Origin of the sequence: Mycobacterium cajalii, assembly GCF_045809005.2 — a bacterium.
GTDB lineage: Bacteria > Actinomycetota > Actinomycetes > Mycobacteriales > Mycobacteriaceae > Mycobacterium.
Genome location: NZ_CM141436.1, coordinates 965,518 through 988,639 on the forward strand (window position 1 = coordinate 965,518; position 23,122 = coordinate 988,639).

The 23,122-nt window shown below is 69.3% G+C and carries 23 protein-coding genes, 3 tRNA genes and 5 pseudogenes; 17 read left to right on the top strand and 14 right to left on the bottom strand.

The window, feature by feature from the left end:
* Window positions 1-10: 10 nt before the first annotated feature.
* Genes recD through recC form a run of 3 tightly spaced genes read right to left on the bottom strand, consistent with a single transcriptional unit; the run spans window position 11 to window position 8,303 of the window.
* On the bottom strand, window positions 11-1,741 hold the full coding sequence (gene recD, locus ACJ512_RS04605) for an exodeoxyribonuclease V subunit alpha (RefSeq protein ID WP_407685138.1): 1,731 nt from the start codon (window positions 1,739-1,741) through the stop codon (window positions 11-13).
* A complete protein-coding gene (gene recB, locus ACJ512_RS04610) occupies window positions 1,738-5,019 on the bottom strand; it encodes an exodeoxyribonuclease V subunit beta (RefSeq protein WP_407685137.1) in 3,282 nt (1,093 codons plus the stop codon). The genes recD and recB overlap by 4 nt, the downstream gene beginning before the upstream one ends.
* A complete protein-coding gene (recC, locus tag ACJ512_RS04615; RefSeq protein WP_407685136.1) occupies window positions 5,019-8,303 on the bottom strand; it encodes an exodeoxyribonuclease V subunit gamma in 3,285 nt (1,094 codons plus the stop codon). The genes recB and recC overlap by 1 nt, the downstream gene beginning before the upstream one ends.
* An 80-nt stretch (window positions 8,304-8,383) precedes the next feature.
* On the opposite strand from recC, the pseudogene ACJ512_RS04620 reads away from it, so the two are divergent.
* The 3 genes and pseudogenes from ACJ512_RS04620 to ACJ512_RS04630 form a co-directional block, all read left to right on the top strand.
* Window positions 8,384-8,638 (top strand): annotated as a pseudogene (locus tag ACJ512_RS04620) (nitroreductase family protein); the annotation flags it as partial.
* 34 nt (window positions 8,639-8,672) lie between these two features.
* Complete coding sequence (locus tag ACJ512_RS04625) at window positions 8,673-9,515, top strand: lysophospholipid acyltransferase family protein (protein WP_407685135.1); 843 nt, start codon at window positions 8,673-8,675, stop codon at window positions 9,513-9,515.
* Window positions 9,515-9,949 carry an SRPBCC family protein gene (locus ACJ512_RS04630; RefSeq protein ID WP_407685134.1) on the top strand — a complete coding sequence of 145 codons (435 nt, stop codon included), beginning with the start codon at window positions 9,515-9,517 and terminating at the stop codon, window positions 9,947-9,949. The genes ACJ512_RS04625 and ACJ512_RS04630 overlap by 1 nt, the downstream gene beginning before the upstream one ends.
* A gap of 25 nt (window positions 9,950-9,974) precedes the next feature.
* Here ACJ512_RS04630 and ACJ512_RS04635 read toward each other — a convergent pair whose 3' ends face one another.
* From ACJ512_RS04635 to ACJ512_RS04645, 3 genes and pseudogenes are all read right to left on the bottom strand, one after another.
* Window positions 9,975-10,148: a hypothetical protein gene (locus ACJ512_RS04635; RefSeq protein ID WP_407685133.1), complete on the bottom strand. Its 174-nt coding sequence runs from the start codon at window positions 10,146-10,148 to the stop codon at window positions 9,975-9,977.
* Window positions 10,149-10,491: 343 nt separating this feature from the next.
* Window positions 10,492-10,708: pseudogene (locus ACJ512_RS04640) on the bottom strand (FAD-dependent oxidoreductase); the annotation flags it as partial.
* A gap of 8 nt (window positions 10,709-10,716) precedes the next feature.
* Window positions 10,717-10,845 (bottom strand): ferredoxin, encoded by a 129-nt coding sequence (locus tag ACJ512_RS04645; protein ID WP_407685132.1) that lies wholly within the window; start codon window positions 10,843-10,845, stop codon window positions 10,717-10,719.
* Window positions 10,846-10,939: 94 nt separating this feature from the next.
* On the opposite strand from ACJ512_RS04645, the gene cynS reads away from it, so the two are divergent.
* Together cynS and ACJ512_RS04655 are read left to right on the top strand one after the other, a co-directional pair.
* Window positions 10,940-11,395 (top strand): cyanase, encoded by a 456-nt coding sequence (cynS, locus tag ACJ512_RS04650; protein WP_407685131.1) that lies wholly within the window; start codon window positions 10,940-10,942, stop codon window positions 11,393-11,395.
* Window positions 11,396-11,573 (top strand): annotated as a pseudogene (locus ACJ512_RS04655) (patatin-like phospholipase family protein); the annotation flags it as partial.
* Window positions 11,574-11,751: 178 nt separating this feature from the next.
* Here ACJ512_RS04655 and ACJ512_RS04660 read toward each other — a convergent pair.
* From ACJ512_RS04660 to ACJ512_RS04670, 3 genes and pseudogenes are all read right to left on the bottom strand, one after another.
* Window positions 11,752-12,447, bottom strand: coding sequence for a crotonase/enoyl-CoA hydratase family protein (locus ACJ512_RS04660; RefSeq protein ID WP_407685130.1), 696 nt, complete (start codon window positions 12,445-12,447; stop codon window positions 11,752-11,754).
* Between the two features lie 73 nt (window positions 12,448-12,520).
* Window positions 12,521-12,784, bottom strand: a pseudogene (locus ACJ512_RS04665) (hypothetical protein); the annotation flags it as partial.
* Window positions 12,785-12,969: 185 nt separating this feature from the next.
* Window positions 12,970-13,683, bottom strand: coding sequence for an MBL fold metallo-hydrolase (locus ACJ512_RS04670; protein WP_407685129.1), 714 nt, complete (start codon window positions 13,681-13,683; stop codon window positions 12,970-12,972).
* Window positions 13,684-13,805: 122 nt separating this feature from the next.
* Between ACJ512_RS04670 and ACJ512_RS04675 the strand changes: the two genes are divergently transcribed.
* The 12 genes from ACJ512_RS04675 to rplA all read left to right on the top strand — a co-directional run bounded on the left by ACJ512_RS04675 (window position 13,806) and on the right by rplA (window position 18,903).
* Window positions 13,806-14,021, top strand: a complete 216-nt coding sequence (locus tag ACJ512_RS04675; RefSeq protein ID WP_407685128.1) for a type II toxin-antitoxin system VapB family antitoxin — start codon at window positions 13,806-13,808, stop codon at window positions 14,019-14,021.
* A gap of 140 nt (window positions 14,022-14,161) precedes the next feature.
* Window positions 14,162-14,234: transfer RNA gene (locus ACJ512_RS04680), tRNA-Thr, on the top strand.
* A gap of 33 nt (window positions 14,235-14,267) precedes the next feature.
* Window positions 14,268-14,341, top strand: a tRNA-Met gene (locus tag ACJ512_RS04685).
* Between the two features lie 31 nt (window positions 14,342-14,372).
* Entirely contained in the window at window positions 14,373-14,540 is a 168-nt protein-coding gene (gene rpmG / locus ACJ512_RS04690) for a 50S ribosomal protein L33 (protein ID WP_067102879.1), read from the top strand.
* A gap of 73 nt (window positions 14,541-14,613) precedes the next feature.
* Window positions 14,614-15,066, top strand: coding sequence for a (3R)-hydroxyacyl-ACP dehydratase subunit HadA (gene hadA / locus ACJ512_RS04695; RefSeq protein WP_407685198.1), 453 nt, complete (start codon window positions 14,614-14,616; stop codon window positions 15,064-15,066).
* A complete protein-coding gene (gene hadB, locus ACJ512_RS04700) occupies window positions 15,053-15,481 on the top strand; it encodes a (3R)-hydroxyacyl-ACP dehydratase subunit HadB (RefSeq protein ID WP_407685127.1) in 429 nt (142 codons plus the stop codon). Before hadA ends, hadB begins: the two co-directional genes overlap by 14 nt.
* A gap of 3 nt (window positions 15,482-15,484) precedes the next feature.
* Window positions 15,485-15,985, top strand: coding sequence for a (3R)-hydroxyacyl-ACP dehydratase subunit HadC (gene hadC / locus ACJ512_RS04705; RefSeq protein ID WP_407685126.1), 501 nt, complete (start codon window positions 15,485-15,487; stop codon window positions 15,983-15,985).
* Window positions 15,986-16,142: 157 nt separating this feature from the next.
* A tRNA-Trp gene (locus tag ACJ512_RS04710) sits at window positions 16,143-16,215 on the top strand.
* A 146-nt stretch (window positions 16,216-16,361) separates the two neighbouring features.
* A complete protein-coding gene (gene secE, locus ACJ512_RS04715; RefSeq protein WP_407685125.1) occupies window positions 16,362-16,829 on the top strand; it encodes a preprotein translocase subunit SecE in 468 nt (155 codons plus the stop codon).
* 32 nt (window positions 16,830-16,861) lie between these two features.
* Entirely contained in the window at window positions 16,862-17,650 is a 789-nt protein-coding gene (gene nusG / locus ACJ512_RS04720) for a transcription termination/antitermination protein NusG (RefSeq protein WP_407685124.1), read from the top strand.
* A 44-nt stretch (window positions 17,651-17,694) separates the two neighbouring features.
* Entirely contained in the window at window positions 17,695-18,123 is a 429-nt protein-coding gene (gene rplK / locus ACJ512_RS04725; protein WP_369740671.1) for a 50S ribosomal protein L11, read from the top strand.
* 72 nt (window positions 18,124-18,195) lie between these two features.
* Window positions 18,196-18,903, top strand: coding sequence for a 50S ribosomal protein L1 (gene rplA, locus ACJ512_RS04730; protein WP_407685123.1), 708 nt, complete (start codon window positions 18,196-18,198; stop codon window positions 18,901-18,903).
* Window positions 18,904-19,054: 151 nt separating this feature from the next.
* Here rplA and ACJ512_RS04735 read toward each other — a convergent pair.
* The 5 genes and pseudogenes from ACJ512_RS04735 to ACJ512_RS04755 form a co-directional block, all read right to left on the bottom strand.
* Window positions 19,055-19,327, bottom strand: a pseudogene (locus tag ACJ512_RS04735) (RNA polymerase subunit sigma-24); the annotation flags it as partial.
* On the bottom strand, window positions 19,321-19,452 hold the full coding sequence (locus ACJ512_RS04740; RefSeq protein WP_407685122.1) for a hypothetical protein: 132 nt from the start codon (window positions 19,450-19,452) through the stop codon (window positions 19,321-19,323). The gene ACJ512_RS04740 and the pseudogene ACJ512_RS04735, both read right to left, overlap by 7 nt.
* Before the next feature lie 147 nt (window positions 19,453-19,599).
* Complete coding sequence (gene mmaA4, locus ACJ512_RS04745; protein WP_407685197.1) at window positions 19,600-20,496, bottom strand: hydroxymycolate synthase MmaA4; 897 nt, start codon at window positions 20,494-20,496, stop codon at window positions 19,600-19,602.
* 87 nt (window positions 20,497-20,583) lie between these two features.
* Window positions 20,584-21,477, bottom strand: coding sequence for a cyclopropane mycolic acid synthase family methyltransferase (locus ACJ512_RS04750; protein ID WP_407685121.1), 894 nt, complete (start codon window positions 21,475-21,477; stop codon window positions 20,584-20,586).
* Window positions 21,478-21,592: 115 nt separating this feature from the next.
* On the bottom strand, window positions 21,593-23,107 hold the full coding sequence (locus tag ACJ512_RS04755; protein WP_407685120.1) for a flavin-containing monooxygenase: 1,515 nt from the start codon (window positions 23,105-23,107) through the stop codon (window positions 21,593-21,595).
* Window positions 23,108-23,122 lie beyond the last annotated feature (15 nt).

Genomic DNA, 23,122 nt, shown 5'->3' on the forward strand with positions numbered 1-23,122 from the left:
TCGCGGGGCGTCAGCCCCGCAGTCGTTGCCGCAGTCCCGTCGCCCGCACGGCCCGGCGCCCGATCGCGGCACGCACCGCATCCGGTGACCCCACCACCCGGACCCTGGTCTCGGCGCGTGTCACGGCCGTGTAGAACAACTCCCGCGTCAGCAGCCGCGAATCCTCCGGCGGCAGCAGCACCGTCACCTCCTCGGCCTGGCTGCCCTGGCTCTTGTGAATGGTCATGGCGTGCATGGTCTCGACGTCACCGAGGCGGCCGGTCGCGAAGCTCAGCGCGCCGGTCGCGCCGGCGATGACGGCACGCAGACCGTCCGGGCCGGCCACGGTCACACCGGTGTCGCCGTTGTAGACGCGCAGGCCGTAGTCGTTCGCCGTCACCAGCAGCGGACGTCCCGCATACCAGTCCGACCACGGCGGCTGGCCCGTCTCCTCGCAGATCCATCGCTGCACCGTGGCGTTCCAGTGGGCCACACCGAAGGGACCGCGCCGGTGCGCACACAGCAAGCGGTGCTCGTCCAGCCGTGCCAGCGCGACGTCGGCGGCGCCGAGCAGGGCGGCTTCCCGCAGCCGCAGCGCGTGCGACACCAACACCGCACGCAGGCGCTGCGACGGGTCCTCGCCCTCCCCGCACTCGAGGAACTCGACGTCCGCGGCACCCGAGCGCAGCACCGACAGCGCCCGGTCGGCGTCCCCGACGCGGACCGCGTCGGCCAGCGCGCCGATCGATCCGCCGAAGCGGTGCGACGTGCGCAGCGCCGCGACGCGGACGTCGTCGCGCGCGGACAGGCCGTCCACCAGGTCGGCCAACACCGCCCCGGCCTCCACCGACGCCAGTTGGTCGGCGTCACCGACGAGCACCAGCCGCGCGTCCGGGCGCACGGCCTCCAGCAGCCGCGCCATCAGCGTCAGGGAGACCATCGACATCTCGTCGACGACGATCAGGTCGTGCGGCAGCCGGTTGGAGCGGTCGTGGCGAAACCGGGTCGAGCTGCCGGGCCTGGAACCGAGCAGCCGGTGCAGCGTCACCGCGTTCAGTTCGGCCAGCCGCGCGCGATCGACCGCGGCAAGCCCGGCCAACTGATCGGCCACCGCCTCCTGCAGCCGGGCGGCGGCCTTGCCGGTGGGCGCGGCCAGCGCGATGCGGGGCCGCGGGTCCCCGGCGAGCTCGGCCCGTTCGGCCACCAGTGCCAGCAGCCGCGCGATCGTCGTCGTCTTGCCGGTGCCGGGGCCGCCCGTGAGCACCGTGACCGGTTGGGACAGCGCGGTTTCGGCGGCCCGGCGCTGTTCGGGGTACGCGGCGGGGAAAAGTCGCTCGGGGGCGGGCACGGAGGGCGCCGGCCCCCGTGCCAGCAGCGCGAGCAGGTCGTCGCGCACCTGCGTCTCCACGCGCCAGTACCGGTCGAGATAGAGCAGCCGGTCCGCATCCAGGCGCAGGACCGGCGGCTCACCGAGCAACGGGCTGGCCCGCACCGCCGACAGCCACGCCGCGGGGTCGGGCCAAGGCAACCCGACGGAGCCCACCGTCTCGGCGACCGTCGGCAGGTCCAGGCACACCGACCCGCCCCGCAGCGCACGCACGGCCAGGGCCACCGCGAGTGCCACCCGTTCGTCGGGTTCCTTGCCCAGGGCGCAGAGCCGCTGCGCCACGTGGATGTCGGAGACATCCAGGACGCCGGCCTCGTTGAAGCCCCGCAGCGCACCGGTGGCGCCGATGGCGACCTCCGCTTCGGTGGCCGTCACGCGGCCCGCCTCCCCTCGTCGAGCAGATCCGACAGCGCGATCACCAGCCCGGCGGGCGGGCGCCAGCTGAAGACGCCGCACGGGTGCCCGTCGACCACCGGGGTGTCCACTCCGCACATGCCGCGCACGTAGAGGTAGAGCACCCCGCCCAGGTGCGCCCGGGGGTCGTAGCCGGGCAGGCGCCACCGCAGAAAACGGTGCACCACAACGACATACAGCAGCGCCTGCAGTGGGTAGTCCGAATGCAGCATCGCCTCGGCCAGCCGCGCGAAGCCGTAGTCGGAGGCGGTGTCGCCGAGTTGGTTGGTTTTGTAGTCGACGACCAGGTACCGCTGCCCGGGCAGCCGCAGCACCGCGTCGATCGAGCCCGCCAGGTACCCGCGCAGCGGCTGCGCCCCCCATGCCGCCGACATCAGGCGGTCGGCGTAGGGCGCCACCGGGTCGGCGGCGCCCAGGTGCTCGCGCAGCAGCTCACCCACGTCGCGCAGGTGGACATCGGGGGCGCCGCCGTGCAGGTCGCCTCCGGCCAGCGGGATCTCGAAGTCCATCTCCCGCAACCGGTCCCGCACCCCGATCTGCCGCAACGTCGCGCCGGGCGCCAGGGGTCCCAGCGGTGTGTCGTGCATCGGCACCAGCGCGGCGCCCAGTGCGCCGGCGTCGGCGTCGACGGGCCCCCACGCCGACTGCCGCCGCACCTGCGCCGTCAGCTCGACGGCCAGGTCGGGCGCCGACGGGTCGGCCGTCTCGAGCACCGCGTGCACCAGCGAGCCGAACGCCGCCCCGCCCGGCATCGCGGCCAGCGGGGAGGCCGGATCCGCGCCGCCGCCGGCCCCGGGCACCGTGACGACGACCGCCTCCACCTCGTCGTCGCGCGCGCCGGCCTCGGGCTCGCTCGCCACGCCGAACACCTCGGCCGCGCGCACCAGCGCCGAATACGACGTGCGCCGCCACGCGGTGTCGATCGTCCGGTGAAAGTGACGTACCGCGAGAACGTCTGCGCAGCACGGAGTTCGGGCCGCCGCGGCCGTGACGATCTCGGACTCCTCCACCGACGGGCCGCCCGCGGCCTCCCACCCCTTGAACAGCGTCCAGGCGTCCGCGTCGGTGACCCGGGGCGCGCACTGGTCCGGCACCTCCGCCCCGCCCGGGGCGCGGCCCCGCAACAGCCGCGAGAGCCCGCCGTTGACCTCGTCGCGGGTCGGCGCCCACCACGCCACCACCTGGGAGCACGCCCGGGTGAGCGCGACGTAGGTGAGCCGGATGTTGGCGCGCGCCTCCTCGGCGCGCTGCAACTCCTCGACCGCCTGGCGTTGCGGGCCGCGGGTCTTGCCGCCGACGTACAGGCAGCGGGCGTCGTCGTGGTCGTGATAGAGCAGGACGTCGCCGGTGCCGACGTAGCGGTTGAACGTGAACGGCAGGTACACGATCGGAAACTGCAGACCCTTGGCCACGAACACCGTCATGATCTGTACGGCCGCGGCGTCGCTGTCGAGGCGGCGGTCGCGTTCGGCGACGCCCCTGCGGGCGTCGCATTGACGCCGCAGCCAGTCCCGCAGCGCCGGCAGGCCCAGGTGCTCGCGGTGCGCCGTCTCGTGCAGCAACTGCGCGATGTGGGCCAGATCGGTCATGTGGCGTTCACCGCCGCGCTCGCCCAGCACGCGCCGGCCCAGGCCGGCCAGTTGCGCGGCTTCGAACACCGCCGCCACCCCGCGCCGGCGGGCGTGGTCGGCCCATTCGCGCAACGTGCCGGCCACCCGGTCGGTCAACGCATCACCCTCGGCGGCAAGGGTTTCGGCGGTCGCACCGAAGAACATCGTGCAGGCCGCGGCGCGGACCAGCCCGCTGCGCTGCGGCGCGTCGAAGGCCTCCAGCAGGCACAGCCAGTCTTCGGCGGCCCGGGACTTGAAGACGTCGGTGTCGCCGGTGTAGACGGCCGGCACGCCCGCCGCGGCCAGCGCGTCACGGCACGCGCGCGCGTCCTCGTGCCTCTCGACGATCACCGCGACGTCACCCGCCCCGACGGGCCTCCCGGCATAGGTGGCGTCGCCGGTCAGCAGCGCCGCGATGTCGGCGGCCAGGTCTTTCGGGATGTGGCCGCGCAGCACGTCGATCGGGATGGTGTCGGTGCCGGTGTATCCCAGGGCGGGGCGGGTGACCACGCGCAGCCGAAACGGCGCGTTGTGCGGTGCGCCGGCCAGCCGGTGCCCGTCGTGGTGGGCGCGGATGTCGCGCACGACGATGTCCGGGTGGCCCAGCGTCGCGCCGCGCAGCACGGTCTGCAGGCTGTCGACGAGGACCTTGTCGCTGCGCCAGTTGACGTCCAGCGTGTAGCGCGCCCCGGCGCTGCGGGCTGCCCTGAGGTAGGTGTAGATGTCGCCGCCGCGGAAGCCGTAGATCGCCTGCTTCGGGTCGCCGATCAGGATCAGCGTCGCGCGCCCGCCGAACGCGCACTCGAGGACCCGCCACTGGACGGGGTCGGTGTCCTGGAACTCGTCGACCAGCACGATCCGCCAGCGCCGCCGCATCCGGTCGCGAGCCGGGGAGTCTGGTGCGTCAAGGGCTTTCGCGAGCCGGGTGAGCAGGTCGTCGTAGCTGAGGATGCGCAACCGGCGCTTGCGGTGTTCGAGCTCGACCTGGACGGCGGCGGCGAAGCGCAGCCGCACCTCGGCCGCCCCGCCCGGCTCGGGATCGAGCGGGCGCAGCTGCGCGCACGGGTCGCCCACCACGGTGCGGGCCAGGCCCAGCGCCTCGTGGTATTTCAGCAGCGGGTCGCCCTCTTGACGGCCGAACTCCGCGAGGTAGAGATCGTCGACGATCTCACGGACCAGGTCGTCGAGGTTCTCCTGCAACCGGACGCCGATGGCGGTGTCGCCGGCGACGCCGAGGGATTTCAGTACCGCGCCGCAGAACTCGTGCGTGGTGGCGATGGTGGCCGCGTCGAAGTTCGCCAGTGCGTCGCGCAGCCGCGCCCGCCGCAGGGCGCGCTCGCCTGCGCCGGCGCCTACCAGGTGGGCGACCAGATCGCTGCCGGGCGGCACCCGGCCCTCCAGTGCGGCGATCGCCTGCACGATCTGGTCGCGCACCCGGTCGCGCAGTTCCCGGCTCGCGTTGCGGTTGAAGGTGATCAGCAGCATCTCGTCGAGTGTCGCGCCGGTCTCGGCGAGGTAGCGGGTCACCAGCCCCGTCAGGGCGAATGTCTTGCCGGTGCCGGCGCTGGCCTCCAGCACGGTGGTGGAGGCCTCGGGCGGCAGCGCGCCCATCAGGTCGAAGCGGTCCATCACGGGTTCCTCTCGCCGGCCAGCAGGGGCAGCCACACCCGCGCCGCCAGCGCGCCCAGCCGGGTGTCCTCGCCGGGCGCCTCCTCGCCCGGGCGGGGCGGGCCCAGCAACAGCGAGAGCGGCGCGCGGTTGCCCCACACCCGCACGTGTGCCCGCTCGGCGTCGTCGCCGGGATGAAAGTCGGCGCTGCGCCACTTGTGCTGGGCGGCCGCGCGGGGATCGTCGCCGTCGCGGCGGGCCTCGGCCCACGCACACGACGTCTTCAACGGCAGCGGCAGCGGCTCCCGCCGACCCGTGTCGTAGAGCGCCACCAGGTCGCGCAGCACCCCCACCGGGTCCGGCGGCGGCACGAACAACCTTCGCGCGATACGGTTCTTGCTCTTACCGCGGCCGATGCACAGCGCCGTCCACTCCTGGCCCGGCCGCTGCGCCGCCAGCGCGACCAGTCCGATCCACGACGCCAGCACGTGCTTGGGCGCCAGCTTCGAGTAGCTCACCGCCACCGAGCGCGACCCGAAAACCGGTGTGACCGTGCCGGTGAGCCGGCGGCCGCCGCCGAGGGCGACGTCGACGTCGTGCGCGTCGCCGTCGGCGTCGCGATACCGCAATGCCTCCACCGCCAGGTCGCGCGCGCGGTCGCGGATCTCCATCGCCTTGCGCATGCCGAGCCGGCCCGGTGGCAGCGTCCCGCGGCGCCACTCGGCATTGGCCGCGGCGTCCGGATGCATTCCGTGCAGCATGTCGCGCAGCATCCGGTCGCCGACCGTCCACTCGTCGAGCGCGTCGATCTCCACCGGCATCGCGTCCTCGACGGTGTCGACGTCCCACGGCAGTGTGCAGTCCAGCGCGCGGAAGAACCCCTTGACCGGGTCTTTGAAGAAATCCAGCAGGTCGGCCAGCGAAACGTCGGCGGGAGACATCGCCGGCAGCGGACCGCTGATGAAAGCGTTTGGCGCATAACGCGTCCCGGCTGCAGCTTCGGCCGCTGCCAGCGCGGCGGGGTCGAACGTGAACGGCCGGCCGGGCACCAGGTCCCCCGGCCTGACGTTCCGGACGTCGAAGGGCTGCAGCGGATGACGGGTCACGACCTGCTCGCGCACCGGCGCCTGCGTCGTCCGGTCCAGCGCGTCGAGCACCTCGGCCAGCGGCACCGCCGGCGGGCACGGGTGGCCGGTGTGCTCGTCGGCGCCGGTGTAGGTGATCACCAGGGTTTCGGTGGCCGCGCCGATGGCGTCGAGCAGCAGCTGCCGGTCCTCCGAACGGATGTCGCGCTCGCCGGTGCGCGGGTCACGGTCCAGCGCGTCGTCGCCGTCGGGGACGTGGTGGCGGGGGAACACCTTGTCGTCGAGCCCGACCAGGCACACCACCCGGTGCGGTACCGAGCGCATCGGCACCATGGTGCACACGGTCAGCGTGCCGGTGCGGAAGTTGGCCCGGGTGGGCCGCCCGGCCAGGTGCTGATCGAGCAGCGCGCGGGCGTCGGCCAGCCGCAGCGGTGTCGAACCGCGAGAACCTGCCTGCTGCAACACCTCCGAGAACTCCCGCTGCAGCTGGGGCTCCTGCCAGGAGTCCTCGGGGCGGGTCAGCAGGCCCACCCCCTCGGTCAGCGCGTCCAGCCAGTCGTTCAGCGGCATGGTGCCACCGAGGTTTTCGGTGACGTGGTGCAGCCGTTCGACGAATTCGGCCAGCCGCCCGGCCAGTTCGACCTTGTTGCTGCCGACGTCGTCGAGCGGCAGCGCGGTGTCCAGCCACGCCCGCGAGTCGTCGGACATGGCCACGCCGGTCAGGACGCGGTCCAGGCCGAAACGCCAGGTGTTGTGCACGACGTGGCCGAGCCCGTACGGCCGGCGGTGCTGCTGGTCGAATCCCCATCGGACGTTGGATTCGCGCACCCAGTCGGTGATCGCGTCGAGGTCGTCGTCGGTGAGTCCGAACCGCGCGCGCACCGGGGCGGCCTGCGCGAGGTTGAGCACCTGGCCGGCGGTGGCCCGGGTGCCGGCGAGGGCGAGCAGTTCGGCGGCGACGCCGAGCAGCGGGTTGGTCTGGGTCAGCGCCCGGTCAGCCAGCCTGACCCGCAGCTGGTGCGACGGGTGGCCCTGGCCCGCCGCCTCGCCGAGCCCGAAGCCGGCGACGAACAACGGCGCGTAACTCTCGATGTCCGGGCACATCACCACGATGTCGCGGGGCTGCAGGGTCGGGTCGTCGTCGAGCAGCCCCAGCAGCACTTCGCGCAGCACGTCGACCTGACGTGCCGGGCCGTGACAGGCGTGCACCTGCACCGAGCGGTCGCCGGGCCGCAGCGCGCGTCCTTCGGGGCACAGCTCGTTGGCCTCGATGTCGGATTGCAGCCAGCCCAGCAGGGTGTCGGATTTGGCGGCGGCGCCGAGGAATTCGTCGGTGGCCGGGTCGGCGGGCAGCGAGCGCTGGAGCTCGCGCAGGTCGCGTCCCAGCGTCTCGAGCAGCGGGTGATGCGCCGCGCCCCGGCTGCCGTCCTCGCGGCGGGGCACCACGCCGTGCAGCCCGTCGAGCGCCCGCCACAGCGGTTCGCTGGGGTGCGGCAGCCACAGGTGCAGATCGTGGTGGACGGACAGCGCCTCGAGCAGGTCGATGTCGGTGCTCGCCAGCCGGGTGTGTCCGAACAGCGACAACCGGGCCGGCAGGTCGGCCGGGCCCGCGCGCAGCCGGGCCACCGTCTTCTCGTGCCGGACGTGGGGGGGATCGGCCGGCACGACGGCCACCAGCGCCCGCCACAGGTGCGGCTGCCAGGCCAGGTCGGCCTCCACGTCGCCGGCGCCGCCGTCCAGCCACCCGGCCAGCAGCCGGGGACGCTGCCGGGCGTACGAGGCGAACAGGCCGGCCAGCCGGCGCGCCACCGCGTAGCGGCGGGCCCGGCGCAGTTCCGCCTCCAGCTCGTCGGTGTCGAAGTGGCCCAGATGCGTTGCCAGGGTTGCGCACCACGGCTCGTCCAGCGAGCAGTCGATCACCTGCAGCAGCGGCCAGGTCATCGCCTCCGGCGACCACGGATCGTCGTCGGCGCGGCCGGCGATCTCGGCGACCAGCGCGGCGGGGCTGCGGAACGCGACCCCGGCGCACACCCCGTCGGCGCGGCCGGGCCTGCGACCCAGCACGTGCGACAGCCGCTGGCTCAGCCAGCGTTCCACGCCCCGGGCCGGCACCAGCACCAGTTCCTCGGCGAACGGGTCCGGCAACGGGTCGGCCAGCAGGGCCGCGAGCCCGTCGGCCAACCGGTCGGTGCGCCCGGCACGGTGCAGATGAAGCGCCATCGGGCTGCACATTAGCTCGCCGGACCGACAGAGCGGGAGGATCGGGTGCCGGACGCCCGGGGCGTGCTGGCACCATGGGTAGGAAGGTGACGGATTCCTACGACATCGGCCAGGCCACGATGGCGATGATGATCGCGGCCACCGACCTGGGCGTCGGCACCGGCCATTCCGCGGTGGGGGACCAGGACAGGGCGCGCGAGATCCTGGGCGTACCCGACGGCCACCTGGTGGCGTTCATGCTCGGCGTCGGATATCCCGCCGATCGCCCGCTGACCCCGATCCGCAGGCCCGACCGGCGCCCCTTCGGGGAGGTCGTCCATCGCGGGCGGTGGTGACCGCGGGGCCGGCGATGTGTGCGACGCTTTGACCATGGTCGGTGCCGCGGACGCCCTGGACTGGGCCAGAAGGCAGCTCACCGACCGGGTGCCCAGGGCCGACCTGGATCAGCGCGACCCCGATTTCATCCGCGACCAGCTGCCCGGCACGTGGCTGCTGGCCTCGCTGTATTTCCGTGCCGATGTGCGCCACCTCGACCGGATACCGCCGGAGGGGCCGGTGCTGCTGGTCGGCAACCACAGCGGTGGCAACGTGCCGCCCGACACGTTCGTGTTCACCCTGGCCTTCTGCTCGTACTTCGGCGTGGAGCGCCCGTTCTATCAGCTCGCGCACAACCTGGTCACCGCGTACCCACCGCTGCGCTGGCTGCGCAAGTTCGGCACCGTGGCGGCAAGCCCCGAAAACGCCCGCCTGGCACTGGAGTCCGGTGCCGCGGTCCTGGTGTACCCGGGCGGGGACTACGAGGTGTACCGCCCGTCGTGGCAGCGGCACGTCGTCGACTTCGGCGGCCGGATGGGCTTCGTGCGGCTCGCGCGCGACGCCGGCGTGCCGATCGTGCCGGTGGCCGCCGTGGGCGGGCAGGAGACGGCGTTGTTCCTCACCCGCGGGCAGGGATTGGCCAGGCTGCTGCGGCTCGACAAGATCGCGCGGCTCAAGAGCTTGCCCGTCTCCCTGGCGCTGCCGTGGGGCCTCAACGTCGGCGACCTGCTGGGCCACATCCCGCTGCCCGCCAAGATCGTGGTCGAGGTGCAGGAGCCGATCACGGTGCGCGACCCGGACGTGCCGGACTCGGCCGTCTACGACGAGGTGATCGCCAGCCTGCAGGCGGGCGTGGACCGACTGGCCGCCGAGCGACGATACCCGGTGCTGGGCTGATGCGCGTCGAACGCAAGATCGTCGTCAACGCCGGCCGCGACGCCGTCTGGGAGGTGCTCAGCGACCCCGGGCGCTATCCCGCCCTGCTGCCCCACTTGGAGCGCTGGGAGACGCTGACCGAAGGCCCCGCCCGGGTGGGTGCCCGCTACACCGTGCTGTGGAAGATCGGGTCCATCCCGGTGGGCGGCGTCGCCGAGGTGGTGGAGTTCGACACCGGGCGCGATCTGGCCTGGATCAACATCACCGGCGTGACGCAGCGCGGCAGGTTCCGGTTGCGCGACGCCGGGCCCGGCCGCACCGCGGTGACCTTCCGGCTCGCCTACAGCTCCGAGGGTGGACTGCTCGGTCTGATCGCCGACCGGGTCGCCGCGTTCTGGGTCGGCCGCTCCCTGGACGAGAGCCTGAAAAACCTTCGGCGCCTGGTCGAGTCGTGACTGCGCGCCGCCGAGCCCGGTTGATTCAGGGCCGGACCTCGTCGTAATCGACGAGCAGATGCCGGGGACCCCGGAACACCTGGCTGGTCCGGTACGGCGGGGGATCTTCGACCAGCCGCGCGTTGTGCACGGGGCGCTGCGGGTCGAAGGCGTTCGGGTCGGTGCAGCGGCGCGGATAGCGGTTTGCCGCGCCGTACATGAGATAGATCGGCGACCCCTGGGGATCGTGGTGCGGGCGATGTCGATGTCGGCCAGCGCCGATCGGGTCGGGAAGAACTGCACGGAAGACTGCAGCCGCAGCACCTCCTCGATGGCGCCCGGGACCAATTCCGGCCGGCCGCGCAGCAACTCGATGGACCACAGGTTGCGCAACACGGTCAGCACGCAATGCGAGATCAGGTTGACCGTCGAGTCATGACCGGCGACGAACAGCAGGATGGCGTTGTTGACGATCGCGCTCGGCGACATCGGCGCGGCCGGGTCTTGCGGGGGTCCGAACTCACCCGCGGATCGTGGGCCAGCGCGATCAACAGGTGCGCTCACCGGTCGACCTCGTCGCAGACCATGTTGTGGGCGGCGACCCGGGCGCCCAGCACGGCGTTGTCCCAGTGTTCCATCGCCAGGAACTCGTAGGCGTAGAGCACGTGGGGAGCGCGCGATGTCGCCCGCGACGAAGACGTGGTCGGTGACCACCCCGTTGATGTCGAACGCGCGGCACCCGGCGTCGCACCCCACACCCCACGGGCCGGCGGACAGCCCGTCAGGACCTACTTGGACAGCGGCGGTCGGTCATAGGGTTCGTCGGGCTCGTCGCCGCTGAGCTTGAGCACCTCCGGGGCCAGCGGCGCGCACTGGGCGTACCCCAGGCAGCGGTTCAGGTCCACGACAATCCGCATGGCGGCCCCGATCTTCGTGGCTGAAGATCCGACGGGGGCAGCGTCCCCCCGCGTCCCCGCCCGCGCGCCGATCGCGGGAGTGCATGCTGGGGCGATGAACCGACACGAACTCACCGAACAGATCGTCCTGGCCCGCCTGGCGCGAGGCCTGAGCTGGCAGCAGCTGGCCGACGCCATCGGCAGACCGGTCGTGTGGACCACGTCCGCCCTGCTCGGCCAGCAGCCGGTGCCCGCCGAGTTCGGCGAAATCCTGCTGGAGATGCTGGGCCTGGACGCATCGGCGGTGCCGCTCCTGGCCGCTCCGCCGATGCGCGGCGGGCTCCCGACCGCGGTGCCGACCGACCCGACGATCTACCGCTTCTACGAGGCGCTGCAGGTGTACGGCGGCGCCCTCAAGGAGCTGATCCACGAGCAGTTCGGCGACGGGATCATGAGCGCGATCAACTTCAGCGTCGACCTGCACAAGGAACCGCACCCGTCCGGCGACCGCGTCGTCGTGAAGTTCGACGGCAAATTCCTTCCATACCAATGGGTTTCAGCGGAGGACTGAATGCCGGGCAGGGCACACCGGCCGGAACGTGCCGACCTCATCCTCTCCGGCGGGGGGTGTCAAGTTCATGGGACTGGTAGGCGCCATCACCGGGCTCATGGACGCCGGATACTCGACCTACCGGGTGTCGGGCGTCTCGGTGGGTTCCGTGGTGGCGGCGATCGCGGCTGCCGCATCCCGGGGCGGCGCAGGGCCCGTCCCCATCCTGGGGTCCGCCTGCCTTGACGTGATCGCGGCCTGTCGAGCGATATGCAGGGTGGCGTGACGAGAGCGCGCCGACGTGCCAGACTCGTTGACGGAGGAGGTGGTTGGGGGCGGTTGCCCCGCAGCCGCCCCTTTCCTCACACGCCGCAGTTCTACAGCCCGAACTCGGCTTCGATCCCGTCGATCCCGGCGCGAATGGCCTGCAGCGCGTCGGCGCGGGCCCGCAACTTGGTCGCGGCGTGGGCGCGCTGGTGCAGGCCGGCGAATTCCCGCGCGGCTTCCTGGGCGCGGTTGAGCACCATCTCCGGCAGCACGATCTCGTCGACGAAACCGGCGGCGAGGGCGGTCTCCCCGAAGAACGTCTTGGCCAGGCCGGTGGCCTGCTGGTACGCCGAACGCGTCAGCCGCAGCTTCATGATCTCCAGGGCCGCATACGGGATGGTCATGCCGATCGCGACCTCGTTGGCCTGGATGTTGTAGGCGTGGGCGGCCACCCGGTGGTCGCCGGACGACAGCAGGAAGGCCCCCATCGCGATCGCGTGGCCCGTGCAGGCCATCACGACCGGCTTCGGGTAGGACAGCAGCCGATACGCCAGTTCGAAGCCGCCCCGCAGCATGTCGATCGCCGGTTGCACCTCGCCGGAGGTGAGGACCTTCAGGTCGAACCCGCCGCTGAAGACCCGGTCGTTGCCGGCGATCACCACTGCCCCGGCGTTCTCCCGGTCGGCCCGGTCGATCGCCTCGCCGAGCGCCTGCTGCATCGCCGGGCCCAGCGCGTTGACCTTGCCGTCATCCATCCGGATGACGGCGACGGAATCCTCGAGGCTGTAGACGACCGGGCCGGTCATGGGTGCTCCTTCGATACGGACAGCGGAGTCGATTGAATCAGATCGACCGTCGAGCACCCCGGCGGACCGGGTGTCACACGTGCTGACCGCGGTGCCTGCCCAGCTCGTCCTGGGCGTCGCCGCAGCGCAGGCTGACGTCGGTGGGCTGGTCGAGCTGTCGGGAACGCCACCTGTCCTGGGTCTCACGCACGGCGCCGTTGATCCGTTCGATCTCGGCGCGGAACACCTCGGGACGCGTCTCCTTGCTCGCATAGTGGAAGTAGGTCAAGAGGCCGCGCAGCAGTTCGAGCCTCTGCTTCTCCCGCTTCGCCAGGTCGTGCGTGGTCAGCAGTTCGATCGCCAGAAGCCCGATCCCGCGTCGAGGACCCCGTGCCGGCCGCTCTGGATCCGCCCCAAGGAATCCACCCTTCGCTCATCTCGCCGTGGTCGTGCGCCGGGCCGTTCGCCGGGTCGATCGTAAATGCTTCCGGACACCGCCGACCGGGGAACTCTCCGACGGGACCGGGCGCCCGCGGGTGCCGCTCAGCCGCCCATCAGCATTCGCCACTGCTCGAGATCGGCGGCGCGGTACACGTAATTGGAACGTTTGACCTCGGACAGCGATGCGCTCGGGTCGGCCGAGTACCAGTGCCCCGGAAACACCGTCGGATCGCCGGGCAGCGTGGCCAGCCGCTGCAGGCTCCGGTACATCTCGTCGGAGTCCCCACCGGGGAAGTCCGTGCGCCCGCAGCCGTCCAGGAACAACGTGTCGCCGGCGACCAGTCGGCCGTCGAGCAGAAAGCACTGGCTGCCCGGCGTGTGTCCCGGGGTGTGCAGCAGCTCGATCTCGATGTCGCCGACGGCGACCTTGTCGTGATTCTCATGGGTGGTCAGGTCGCTCATCCCGATTCCGGTCACGCGCGAGACCCACAGTGCCTCATGGGTATTCACGTGCACGGGCACGGCCTTGCGATCCAGCAGCTCGGCCAGGCCCTTCAATTCGAAGCCCATCATCGAACCGCCCACGTGGTCGGGATGATGGTGGGTGACCAGAACCCCGGACAGGTGCATGCCGTCGGCCTCCAGCGTGTCGGCCAGGTCGCCGGCGGCGTAGGCCGGGTCGACGACGACGCAGTCGCCGGTCTGTCGATCGCCGATCAGGTAGGCGAAATTGCGCATCTGCGTCGCGACCACATCGCCGGCGGCGAAGTCGCGACCGGAGAGCAGTTGACGGAAGTAGAGACGGTCCTCTGACACCCCATCAGACTAGGACTCGCCCGGGATGCGCCGACCGCAGCCGTGCGGCAGCGCGGGCGACGCGTTCTGCGGATGCTCCGTGAGTGTCGGTTGCGCTTGTATGCACCGGGTATCGTTGGCGCATGAGGGAGAAGGTCGAGATCGTGATCGACACCGATCTGGTCGACGAGGCGATTCGTCGGTACGGCCTGGCAGATGCGCGCGAAGCCGTTCACCTCGCGCTCCGGACCCTGCTCAACGAGGGTGACGCCGGGGAGGGCGAACCACCCGACGACGAGTACGACGAGTTCAGCGACCTCAGCGCGTGGGAACCCCGCCGCAGCGAGAATCGGGGGTGATCCTCCTCGTCAGCCCGTTGTTCCGCCGTCGGGCAGTTCTCGTCGCCCGGTTACGGAATCCGCACGTGGTTTGGTGACGCCGCGAGCCGGGTTGTACCCTCTTCTAGGCCCGCGGCATCACCGGTCGATTCGGGTGAACGGCCCCCTTAGCTCAGTCGGTAGAGCGTTTCCATGGTAAGGAAAAGGTCAACGGTTCGATTCCGTTAGGGGGCTCGGCGGACGCCGGGCAGGCTGGCGGCGTACAGAGGCGATGTAGCTCAGTCGGTTAGAGCGAACGACTCATAATCGTTAGGTCGCCGGTTCGAGTCCGGCCATCGCTACAACACAACAATTTTCGAGAGAGAACGGGACATGGCTTCCAGCACCGATGTACGGCCCAAGATCACCTTGGCGTGTGAGGTGTGCAAGCACCGCAACTACATCACCAAGAAGAACCGCCGTAACGACCCCGACCGGCTGGACCTGAAGAAGTTCTGCCCGAACTGCGGCAAGCACCAGGCGCACCGCGAGACCCGCTAGCGCCGACACGCGAGTGGATATCCAGATCGACTAGGTAGGTTCGAACGCCGTGCCGTTGACGAGGATCGTCGGGATGCACTACCGCTATCCCGACCATTACGAGGTGGAACGCGAGAAGATCCGCGAATACGCGGTCGCCGTGCACAACGATGACGAGGCGTTCTTCGAGGAAAAGGCGGCCGCCGAGCTCGGGTATGACGCTCTGACGGCGCCGCTGACGTTCATCAGCGTGTTCGGCTATCGGGCGCAGTCGGCGTTCTTCGAGCATGCCAACGTCGCGGTTACCGACCAGCAGATCGTCCAGGTCGACCAGGTTCTGAAGTTCAAGAGGCCCATCGTGGTGGGCGACAAGCTCTACTGCGACGTCTACGTGGACTCGGTGCGTGAGGCGCACGGCACCCAGATCATCGTGACGAGGAACATCGTCACCAACGAGGCAGGCGAGGTCGTTCAGGAGACCTACACGACCTTGGCCGGCCGTGCCGGCGACAACGGAGAAGAGGGATTTGCACATGCCACTACGTGAGTTCAGTTCGGTGAAGGTGGGCGACCAGCTGCCGGAGAAGATCTACCCGCTGACGCGCCAGGACCTGGTGAACTACGCGGGGGTCTCCGGCGATCTGAACCCGATTCACTGGGACGACGAGATCGCCAAGGTCGTCGGGCTGGACACCGCCATCGCGCACGGGATGCTGACCATGGGCATCGGCGGGGGATACGTGACGTCCTGGGTCGGCGACCCCGGGGCGGTCACCGAGTACAACGTGCGGTTCACCGCCGTGGTGCCGGTGCCCAACGACGGCAAGGGCGCCGAGCTCGTGTTCAGCGGGAAGGTCAAGTCGGTCGATCCCGAGACCAAGTCGGTGACCATTGCCCTCACGGCCACCACCGGGGGTAAAAAGATCTTCGGCCGGGCCACCGCGTCGGCCATTCTGGCGTAGCTGATGGCGCTCAAGGTCGACATCCGCGGCATGGTCTGGCGGTACCCGGACCACTTCGTCGTGGGCCGCGAGCAGGTCCGCAGCTTCGCGCGCGCGGTCAAGTGCACCGATCCCGCGACCTTCTACGAGGAGAAGGCGGCCGAGCTGGGCCACGACAACATCATCGCGCCGCTGACGTTCGTGTCGATCTTCGCGAAACTCGTGCAGGACGATTTCTTCCGGAACGTCGACGTGGGCATGGAGACGATGCAGATTGTCCAGGTCGACCAGAAGTTCGTCTACCTGAGGCCGGTGCGCGTCGGCGACAAGCTGTTCGCCAGGATGGAGGTCTATTCGGTGGACGAGCGCTTCGGCGCCGACATCGTCGTCACGAAGAACACCTGCACCAACGAGGACGGTGAGGTGGTCCTGGAGGCCTACACGACCCTGATGGGGCACGAGGGTGACAACTCGATCCAGCTCAAATGGGATGCGGAATCGGGACAGGTCGTCAGAACTGCGTGATTAGTAACTGACTCGCGCGTCGATGTACACTCGAACCTCGGGGTTTTCCCAGCATTAACGCGCTTCCCACGAATTGCACGAGCGGAAGCGCGCGCCGTGCAAGCCCTGAGGACAGGGTTGGACCGGGTCGGAGGTGGATCTGTCCTGCCAACCGCGAAGGGGCGTAGCTCAACTGGCAGAGCAGCGGTCTCCAAAACCGCAGGTTGCAGGTTCAAGTCCTGTCGCCCCTGCTGACGGCGTACGTCCGACGACGATGCAGGCCGGGACGGCCTGAGGAGGAGTCGGACACTGGGTATCGTGCCATGGTGGACACTGGAAGTGTGCCTCATCACAACGGGACGGCTCACGAAATAGTTATCGGACAAAGGAGCATGCGGTGAGCGACGAGAAGGACGTTGCCGACGACGCCGCACGCGACGGCGGCGACACCGAGCAGAGCCGCGGGAGCGGCGGCCGCACGGCGGTGGCGACCCAGACCGCGGCGCGCCCGCAACGGCCCACGGGTAAGCGGTCACGGCAGCGGGCGGACGACGCGGGCGGCGCCGGCGGAGACGAGTCGTCGGCCGAGGCCGGGACGGGCAAGGGCAAGGCCAAGAAGGGCCTCAAGAGCAAGGCCACAAACGCGCCGAAGACCACGAAAGCCGGCAGTTCCGCCAACCCCTTCGTCTTCGTCTACAACTACCTCAAGCAGGTCGTTGCGGAGATGCGGAAGGTGATCTGGCCGAACCGCAAGCAGATGCTCACCTACACCTCGGTGGTGCTGGTGTTCCTCGCCTTCATGGTGGCGCTGGTCGGCCTCGCGGACTTCGGCCTGACCAAGCTCGTGCTGCTGGTGTTCGGCTGAGCTTTCGAGACTGACAGGAAGGACTGAAAACCGTGAGTACCTTCGACGGTGACACGTCCGCGGGCGAAGCGGTCGACGTGGAGGAGCGCGAAGAGGCGCCCCAGGCGCTGGAGGCCGCGGAGCCCCACCAGGCTCTGGAGGCCGCTGAGGCCTCCGACGCCGCCGGGCCCGAGGCTCCGGCGGAGTCGGCCGAAGACGTCGACCCGGCCACCGCGCTCAAGGCGGAGCTGCGCCGCAAACCCGGCGACTGGTATGTCATCCACTCCTATGCCGGGTACGAGAACAAGGTCAAGGCCAACCTGGAAACCCGGGTGCAGAACCTCGACGTCGGCGACTACATCTTCCAGGTGGAGGTTCCCACCGAAGAGGTCACCGAGATCAAGAACGGCCAGCGCAAGCAGGTCAACCGCAAGGTGCTGCCCGGCTACATCCTGGTGCGCATGGACCTGACCGACGACTCGTGGGCCGCGGTGCGCAACACCCCCGGGGTGACCGGTTTCGTCGGCGCGACGTCGCGACCGTCGGCGCTGACCCTCGACGACGTGGTGAAGTTCCTGCTCCCGCGCGGCGCGGCGAAGAAGCCCGCCAAGGGTGCGGCCAGCACCGCCGTCGCCGCCGAGACGGGTGGTCTGGAACGTGCGGCCGTCGAGGTCGACTACGAGGTCGGCGAATCGGTGACGGTCATGGATGGGCCGTTCGCCACGTTGCCGGCCACGATCAACGAGGTCAACGCCGAGCAGCAGAAGCTCAAGGTGCTGGTGTCGATCTTCGGCCGGGAAACGCCGGTGGAGTTGACGTTCGGCCAAGTCTCCAAGATCTAGCCGGCGGACCGGCTGCACAACCCAGGAAGGAACACCCACATCTCATGGCCCCGAAGAAGAAAGTCGCCGGGCTGATCAAGCTGCAGATCCAGGCCGGGCAGGCCAACCCGGCCCCGCCGGTTGGCCCGGCGCTCGGCCAGCACGGCGTCAACATCATGGAGTTCTGCAAGGCCTACAACGCGGCCACGGAGAACCAGCGCGGCCAGGTCATCCCGGTGGAGATCACCGTCTACGAGGACCGCAGCTTCACCTTCGCGCTCAAGACGCCGCCCGCCGCCAAGCTGCTGCTCAAGGCGGCCGGTGTGGGCAAGGGCTCGGCGGAGCCGCACAAGACCAAGGTCGCCAAGGTCAGCTGGGACCAGGTCCGCGAGATCGCCGAGACCAAGAAGTCCGACCTGAACGCCAACGACATCGACGCCGCCGCCAAGATCATCGCCGGGACGGCCCGGTCGATGGGCATCACCGTCGAATAACCGTCACCAACGGGTGGGAGGGCCAGCTTCGGCCCGCTTGAAACCACAACCAACCACGAGATTGGATATCTGATGAGCAAGAACAGCAAGGCCTACCGCGCCGCCGCGGAGAAGGTGGACCGCGACAACCTGTACAGCCCGCTGGAGGCGGCCAAGCTGGCCAAGGAGACGTCGTCGGCCAAGCAGGACGCGACCGTCGAGGTCGCGATCCGGCTCGGCGTCGACCCGCGCAAGGCCGACCAGATGGTCCGCGGCACCGTCAACCTGCCGCACGGCACCGGCAAGACGGCCCGGGTCGCGGTGTTTGCGGTCGGCGAGAAGGCCGAACAGGCGCAGGCCGCCGGGGCCGACATCGTCGGCAGCGACGACCTGATCGAGAAGATCCAGGGCGGGTTCCTGGACTTCGACGCCGCGATCGCGACGCCCGACCAGATGGCCAAGGTCGGGCGCATCGCCCGGGTGCTGGGCCCGCGCGGCCTGATGCCCAACCCCAAGACCGGCACCGTCACCCCCGACGTCGCCAAGGCCGTGGCCGACATCAAGGGCGGCAAGATCAACTTCCGGGTGGACAAGCAGGCCAACCTGCATTTCGTCATCGGCAAGGCGTCCTTCGACGAGAAGAGCCTCGCCGAGAACTACGGCGCCGCGCTCGACGAGGTGCTGCGGCTCAAGCCGTCCGCGTCGAAGGGCCGGTACCTGAAGAAGATCACCGTCTCGACGACCACCGGCCCGGGCATTCCCGTCGACCCGTCGATCACCCGCAACTTCGCCGAGGCGTAGTGAGTCGGCGCCCGCAGGGTGCCGAAAAATGAAGCGTGCCCGCGCCTGAACCATTAGACAAGTTTCAAACGCGATATCGCCCGCGATATCGGATTTGCAATCGGAATGGCGGCTTCCCGCGCGTTACCGCTGTGACTGGTGTGGCGAACGCTTAGCCGCCGCACTCGGCGATGCGGCGCCGCAGAAACGCCCGGCCCGGCTCGGATCCGTTGGATTCCAACGCCGCCCGGTACCAGGTGACGGCCTCGGCCGGTTGCCCGGCGCGCCGCAGCAGGTGGGCGCGCACCGTCGCGACGAGGTTCGAGCGGGCCAGCCGGGCATCGTCGGCGACCTCGTCCAGGGCGGCCAGGCCGGCCTGCGGCCCGTCGCGGAACCCGACGGCCAGCGCGCGGTTGGCGCGCACCACCGGCGAGCCGGTCAGCTGCGCAGCGCCTCGGCGCAGGCCTCCTGGACGGCGTCCTCGGCGACGGTGAGGTCACCGGACCACCGCGCGAGCGCGGCGACGGCAGGTCGCCATTCCCTGCGGAAGACGCCATCCAGGTCGGTCATCGGCGCAGCGTCAGAGGCCGGACACCCCGGCCAACCGCAGCGCCAGGTACTGCATGTCTCGTCACCTCCGGTAGGGGGGCGAAGCCATGTGCTTCACTGTCTACCTGTCTACCTGTTCGACGAACGGCGCGGCGCCATTCCGACGAGCTAGGCGGCCGCCCCCGGCTTGAGGTAGGTCACCAGGCTGCAGTCCAGCATCTCGTCGGAGAAATAGTGCTCGCAGCCCCGCAGGTACTTCATGTAGCGCTCGTAGACCTCTTCGGAGGTGACCTCGATGGCCTTCTCCCGGTTGGACTCCAGCGTCTCGCCCCAGATGTGCAGCGTCTTGATGTAGTGCGGGCGCAGCGAAAGCGGTTCGGGCACAACGAAACCCGCCTTCTCGCCGCGCTCGACCATCATCTCGGTGGAGGGCAGCCGGCCACCGGGGAAGATCTCGGTGACGATGAACTTGATGAAGCGCGCCGTCTCCCACGTGATCCTTTTGCCGCGAGCCGCCATCTCGTAGGGGTGGTAGCTGACGCTGCTCTGGACGGTCATCCGGCCGTCGTCGGGCATGATGTCGAAGCACCGCTTGAAGAAGTCTTCGTAGTTCTCGTGCCCGAAGTGCTCGAAGGCCTCGATCGACACGATCCGGTCGACCGGCTCGGTGAAGTCCTCCCAGCCGTGCAGCCGCACCTGGCGCGAGCGGGTGGTGTCGATCGCGCCGAGCACCTGCTCGCAGCGGGCGTGCTGGTTCTTCGACAGCGTCAGCCCGATCACGTTGACGTCGAAGCGTTCGACGGCCCGCTTCATCGTGGTGCCCCACCCGCAGCCGATGTCCAGCAGTGTCATCCCGGGCTTGAGGTCCAGCTTGTCCAGGTTCAGGTCGATCTTGGCGTACTGGGCCTCCTCGAGGGGCATGTCGTCACGCTCGAAATACGCGCAGCTGTACGTCCGGCTCGGATCCTGGAACAGCGCGAAGAAATCGTCGGAGACGTCGTAATGGGCCTGGATGTCCTCGGCGCGTGTCCGCGTCTTGGTCGGCCTCGTCGGTTGCTCAGCCATGGTGGTGTTGTTCTCCTGGGTGATGTTCGTTGCAACCATACCGACTGCGCCGTGTGCACCCGAAACACGCTGGTCGGCGCGAGAGGCTTACTTTGCCAGCGTGAACTGGTTGCAGTCGATGTACCCTACCTGGAACGCCTTGGCGCATCCGGTCAGGTATTTCATGTAGCGCTCATAGACCTCTTCGGACTGGATCGCGATCGCCTCGTCGTGTCGTCCCTCCAACGCGTCGGCCCAGAAGTCGAGGGTCCTGGCGAAATCCGACTGCAACGACTGGATGCGGTTCACGGTGAACCCCGCGTTCGCCGCGTGCTCTTCGACTGCCTCGATCATCGGCAGCCGGCCGCCGGGGAAGATCTCGGTCGCGATGAACCTGGCGAACTTCGCCATCTCCATCGTCAGCGGGATGCCGCGCTCCATGGCCTGCTTGACGTGCAGCCCGGTGATCGTGTGCAACAGCATGACGCCGTCGGTGGGCAGGGCGTTGTAGACGAACTTGAAGAAGTCGTTGTACCGGTCGAACCCGAAGTGCTCGAGCGCCTCGATGACGACGATCCGGTCGACCGGTTCGCCGAACTCGGCCCAGTCGCGCAGCAGCACCCGCCGTGAGCGGTCGCTGTCAATCCCGTCGAGGACCTGCTGGCAGTACGCGTGCTGGTTCTTCGACAGCGTCAGGCCGACGACGTTGACGTCGTAGCGCTCGACGGCGCGCTTCATCACCGAACCCCAGCCGCAGCCGATGTCGAGCAGGGTCATCCCCGGTCGCAACCCCAGCTTGTCGAGCGTCAGGTCGAGTTTGGCGAGCTGAGCCTCGTGCAAGGACATGCCCTCGTGCGGGAAGTAGGCGCAGCTGTAGGTGCGTGTCGGATCCACGAACAGCGCAAAGAAATCGTCCGACAGGTCGTAGTGCGCCTGCACGTTCTCGAGATTGCAGTCATGATTGGACCGTTTGAGCGTGGCCCCCGCCCGGTGCTCGAACATCGTGGCCTCCCGACCGAACCGGCACCTGTACTCGATGCCGCTGCGGGAACCCTACTCGCGGTCTGGCGCGAGCGATGGATTTAAAACACGCTTGCGCGGGATTTCTCGATTCGGGTCAGCTGATCGTGTAATCGGTCAGCGGGAAGCGGGACGCCTCCCGCACCGCGTTGAGCACCGACGTGGGCCGCAGCAATGACGCCCTGCCGCTGGGGTCGAAGTAATAGGACCGCGAGGTGGCGCAGTCGCCCGCGTGGAAGACGGTCTTGTCGAGGCGGGCGGTCATCCGGTCCATGAACCGCGCCATTGCCCCCTCGGTCACCTCGAACTCTGTGGCTCCCCGGCGCTGGAGCTCACCGAAGAGCCGGTCCATGTGCCGCATCTGATATTCGACGGTGTTGAAGAACGACAAGCTGGAAAACGCGAACGGACTGGCCAGGCTCAACAGGTTGGGGAAATAGGGAATGGACACCCCCTGGTAGGACTGGAACCCGGCATCGCGCCACCATTTCCCGAGGTTCCGCTCCTTTCGCCCGACCACCTCGAACGCGGGGAAGTTGGCGTCCCAGAGGTCGAAACCGGTGGCCAGCACCAACGTGTCGATGACGGTCTTGTGCCCGTCGGCGGTGACGATGCCGTCGGGCTCGATCCGCTCGATGCGATTGGTCTCCACGTGTACGTGGGGCTTGGCGAAAGTGCGGTAGTAGCTGTTCGACCACGTCGGGCGTTTGCAGCCGAAGTCGTAGTCGGGCGTCAGCTTGCGGCGCAACTCCTTGTCGCGGATCGCGATGAAGCGGTTGATCTTCGAGAGATCCGACGCGGCGATGTTCAGCCGCCGCAAACCGCGGTAGTGCAGCGCGCCGTCCAGGATCACGTCGAAAACGGTGTCGGTCACCTGTCTGAGGGCTCGCTGCACAAGCGGGATCTGAGCGAACACCCATCGCAGCCAGGCCGGGATGGCGAAGTCGATCTTGGGCACCACATGGATCGCGGTGCGCTGGTACACCGTGAGGTCGGAGGCTTTGGCGGCCAGTTGGGGAATCAACTGCACAGCGGTCGCTCCGGTTCCGATGAGCGCGACGCGGCGCCCCTCGAAGTCGTAGTCGTGATCCCACGCCGTGGTGTGGACGATCTTCCCGCCGAAACCCTCGATGCCGGGAATCTGCGGTGTGTGCGGCTGTGACAGGAAGCCGGTGGCGGTGATCAGAAAGCGTGTCGTCAGGCCATCGCCGCCGGCCAGCGTCACCCGCCACACGTGGGCGTCCTCGTCCCAGCGCGCACTCTCGACCGTCGTGTCGAACCGGATGTGGCGGCGCACGTCGTACTTGTCGGCGACGTCTTCGGCGTACTGCCGCAACTCCTCACCGGGCGGGAACAGCCGTGACCAGTGCGGGTTGGGCTCGAACCAGTACGAGTAGGTGGTGCCCGGAACGTCCACGGCCAGGCCCGGATACCGGTTGAGGTACCAGGTCCCCCCGAGGCCGGGCTCGCGCTCCAGAATCGCGATGTTGTCGTATCCGAGTCGTTTGAGCTGTATCGCCGCGCCCATGCCGCCGAAACCGGCACCGACGATGACCACGTCGTAGCCGGGCCGGACGTCGTCGAGTGCGGGAATCGCCGGTTGCTCGGGCATGCTGGAAATGCTCTC

Coding starts and splice junctions, on each gene's coding strand:
- recB (WP_407685137.1), bottom strand. CDS start 5,019: ATGGACCGCTTCGACCTGATGGGCGCGCTGCCGCCCGAGGCCTCCACC.
- recC (WP_407685136.1), bottom strand. CDS start 8,303: ATGGCGCTTCATCTGCACCGTGCCGGGCGCACCGACCGGTTGGCCGAC.
- ACJ512_RS04625 (WP_407685135.1), top strand. CDS start 8,673: ATGGTCGGTGCCGCGGACGCCCTGGACTGGGCCAGAAGGCAGCTCACC.
- ACJ512_RS04630 (WP_407685134.1), top strand. CDS start 9,515: ATGCGCGTCGAACGCAAGATCGTCGTCAACGCCGGCCGCGACGCCGTC.
- ACJ512_RS04635 (WP_407685133.1), bottom strand. CDS start 10,148: ATGTACGGCGCGGCAAACCGCTATCCGCGCCGCTGCACCGACCCGAAC.
- ACJ512_RS04645 (WP_407685132.1), bottom strand. CDS start 10,845: ATGCGGATTGTCGTGGACCTGAACCGCTGCCTGGGGTACGCCCAGTGC.
- cynS (WP_407685131.1), top strand. CDS start 10,940: ATGAACCGACACGAACTCACCGAACAGATCGTCCTGGCCCGCCTGGCG.
- ACJ512_RS04660 (WP_407685130.1), bottom strand. CDS start 12,447: ATGACCGGCCCGGTCGTCTACAGCCTCGAGGATTCCGTCGCCGTCATC.
- ACJ512_RS04675 (WP_407685128.1), top strand. CDS start 13,806: ATGAGGGAGAAGGTCGAGATCGTGATCGACACCGATCTGGTCGACGAG.
- rpmG (WP_067102879.1), top strand. CDS start 14,373: ATGGCTTCCAGCACCGATGTACGGCCCAAGATCACCTTGGCGTGTGAG.
- hadA (WP_407685198.1), top strand. CDS start 14,614: ATGCACTACCGCTATCCCGACCATTACGAGGTGGAACGCGAGAAGATC.
- hadB (WP_407685127.1), top strand. CDS start 15,053: ATGCCACTACGTGAGTTCAGTTCGGTGAAGGTGGGCGACCAGCTGCCG.
- hadC (WP_407685126.1), top strand. CDS start 15,485: ATGGCGCTCAAGGTCGACATCCGCGGCATGGTCTGGCGGTACCCGGAC.
- rplK (WP_369740671.1), top strand. CDS start 17,695: ATGGCCCCGAAGAAGAAAGTCGCCGGGCTGATCAAGCTGCAGATCCAG.
- rplA (WP_407685123.1), top strand. CDS start 18,196: ATGAGCAAGAACAGCAAGGCCTACCGCGCCGCCGCGGAGAAGGTGGAC.
- ACJ512_RS04740 (WP_407685122.1), bottom strand. CDS start 19,452: ATGACCGACCTGGATGGCGTCTTCCGCAGGGAATGGCGACCTGCCGTC.
- mmaA4 (WP_407685197.1), bottom strand. CDS start 20,496: ATGGCTGAGCAACCGACGAGGCCGACCAAGACGCGGACACGCGCCGAG.
- ACJ512_RS04750 (WP_407685121.1), bottom strand. CDS start 21,477: ATGTTCGAGCACCGGGCGGGGGCCACGCTCAAACGGTCCAATCATGAC.
- ACJ512_RS04755 (WP_407685120.1), bottom strand. CDS start 23,107: ATGCCCGAGCAACCGGCGATTCCCGCACTCGACGACGTCCGGCCCGGC.